The sequence below is a fragment of the Aeromonas sp. HMWF014 genome (assembly GCF_963878295.1).
GTDB lineage: Bacteria > Pseudomonadota > Gammaproteobacteria > Enterobacterales > Aeromonadaceae > Aeromonas > Aeromonas popoffii.
The window spans coordinates 1-1809 of the sequence record NZ_CAWNYS010000071.1 but is presented as its reverse complement, the minus strand read 5'-3'; the positions used below and the strand labels follow the sequence as shown (position 1 = coordinate 1809).

Genomic DNA, 1809 nt, shown 5'->3' with positions numbered 1-1809 from the left:
CACCACCCCTCTTATTACTCAGGATGGTGTCCTGACCTTCAAGGCCGGTGACAAGAGCTTTGATGTTGATGTCAAAGTGGGGGATACGCTGGAGTCCATTCGAAAGCGTATTAACAATGATGGTAACAACTTCGGCCTGAGCGTCAATATCATGAACACGTCCGATGGCAAGTCCAAACTTGTCATCGATTCTGGTATCAGTGGTGCTGGGAAGGATCTGCAGATTACTGGCAATACCACTGAGCTGACCGACAACCTTGTCTCCAAACTGACTAAAACACAAGACGCTCAAGACGCTCTGATCAAGGTGGATGGCAGCGAGCTGACCAGTGCGACCAACACATTTGATGGCACCATTGCCGGGCTCAAGCTCACTGTATTGAGGGAATCGGACAGTACCACGGAGGGGACCACTACCACCTATAAGTCGAACAAGGTTGACGTGACCACCGACAAGGGCGGGATCAAGGACATGGTCAAAAGCTTCATTGATGGCTATAACGCCTTGGTGAAGAAGAGTAGCGACCTTGGCAAGCGCAACTCGATGGTGGCAGGGGTCAGCCAGAATGATGGCGGTGCCTTGGCCGGTGATGCCACGACTCGCGCCGTGGCCAACATGATGAGCGGTGCGATCACAGAGCCTTCCAAAAACGCCTCCACTTTTTCAACCATCTTCCAGTTGGGTGTCAAGATGGACAACAAGGGAGTACTCTCCCTCGATAGTGAAAAATTTGATGAGGCTATCGACAAGAACTTCGACCAGGTTGTTGCCGTGTTTGGTGGCAAGGATGGTGTGGCAGGCAAGTTGGCCGGGCAGCTTGAAAGTTACTCAAAAACTGGCGGATTGCTTGCCAAACGTGAAGAGAGCCTCAATTCGGATCTGCGAGATGTCAATCGCAAGCAGTCGGATGTAGCAGCCCAGCTGACCAAGTATGAAGAGACCCTGCGTGCCCGCTACGGGAGTCTGGATAGCATGCTTGCCAAGATGAACAGGTCGGCCTCATATTTGAATCTGCTCAACACCAAGAGCAGCTAATTTGTAGTCAGGATCGGTGTTTCATATGTATCGGAAAAATATCAAAGCCTATACCACTCAGAGTCTGCAATCCGAGCTGGCAGTCGCAGACCCTTATCGCGTCATCCAGCTGCTGATGCAGGGGTGTCTAGAACGTCTAGCCCAGGCTCGTGGTGCGATTGAGCGTCGTGATTTTGAGAGCAAGTCCCAATCTATTTCGAAAACCATGGCCATCATCAACGGATTGCAAGACTCGCTGGACCTTTCCTATGGCAAGGTGCCAGAGGATCTCTTTGCGCTCTATGACTATATGAAGGTTCGGATGATGGATGCTAGCCGTGACATGGATATCGCCATCGTGGATGAGGTGATGGCTCTGATGTTGACCGTAAAAAGCGGGTGGGATGCGATTCCACTTGAAGAGCGAGACAAGGCGTTAGCCCAGCAAAAAGTGGGCCGGCCGGAATGAGCAATATCCTGTTATCCGAGTTGATTGTGCATGGTAACCAGCTGTTGGCTCTGCTGGAGCAGGGCGACATGCTTGCGGCAGACAAGCTGACGGTTCATTACCTAAGGGTGCTTGATGGTGTGTTTAAGCATAATAAACTTGGAGCTACATTGAATGTGGAACAGCAACAAGCATTGCTGCAGTTTCAATCCATCCACGACTGGGTAGAAAACGCGAAGCATCTGACAGAACAAGAGTTACTGCAGTTTTCCAAGGCTGGTCGAGCCTCTGATCTTTACAAGCTGAATGCAGGTTAGGCATATATAATGGATTTTAATAAGAATAT

General features: G+C 50.3%; 3 protein-coding genes. All 3 read left to right on the top strand.

Going from position 1 to position 1809, the window contains the following annotated elements; genetic code table 11:
* The coding region (gene fliD / locus AAC083_RS02775; protein ID WP_108537973.1) for a flagellar filament capping protein FliD at nt 1-1036 on the top strand (1036 nt) is incomplete at its 5' end.
* 25 nt (nt 1037-1061) lie between these two features.
* Nucleotides 1062-1484, top strand: coding sequence for a flagellar export chaperone FliS (fliS, locus tag AAC083_RS02770; protein ID WP_108537972.1), 423 nt, complete (start codon nt 1062-1064; stop codon nt 1482-1484).
* Nucleotides 1481-1780 (top strand): hypothetical protein, encoded by a 300-nt coding sequence (locus AAC083_RS02765; RefSeq protein WP_108537971.1) that lies wholly within the window; start codon nt 1481-1483, stop codon nt 1778-1780. Before fliS ends, AAC083_RS02765 begins: the two co-directional genes overlap by 4 nt.
* Nucleotides 1781-1809 lie beyond the last annotated feature (29 nt).

Coding starts and splice junctions, on each gene's coding strand:
- fliS (WP_108537972.1), top strand. CDS start 1,062: ATGTATCGGAAAAATATCAAAGCCTATACCACTCAGAGTCTGCAATCC.
- AAC083_RS02765 (WP_108537971.1), top strand. CDS start 1,481: ATGAGCAATATCCTGTTATCCGAGTTGATTGTGCATGGTAACCAGCTG.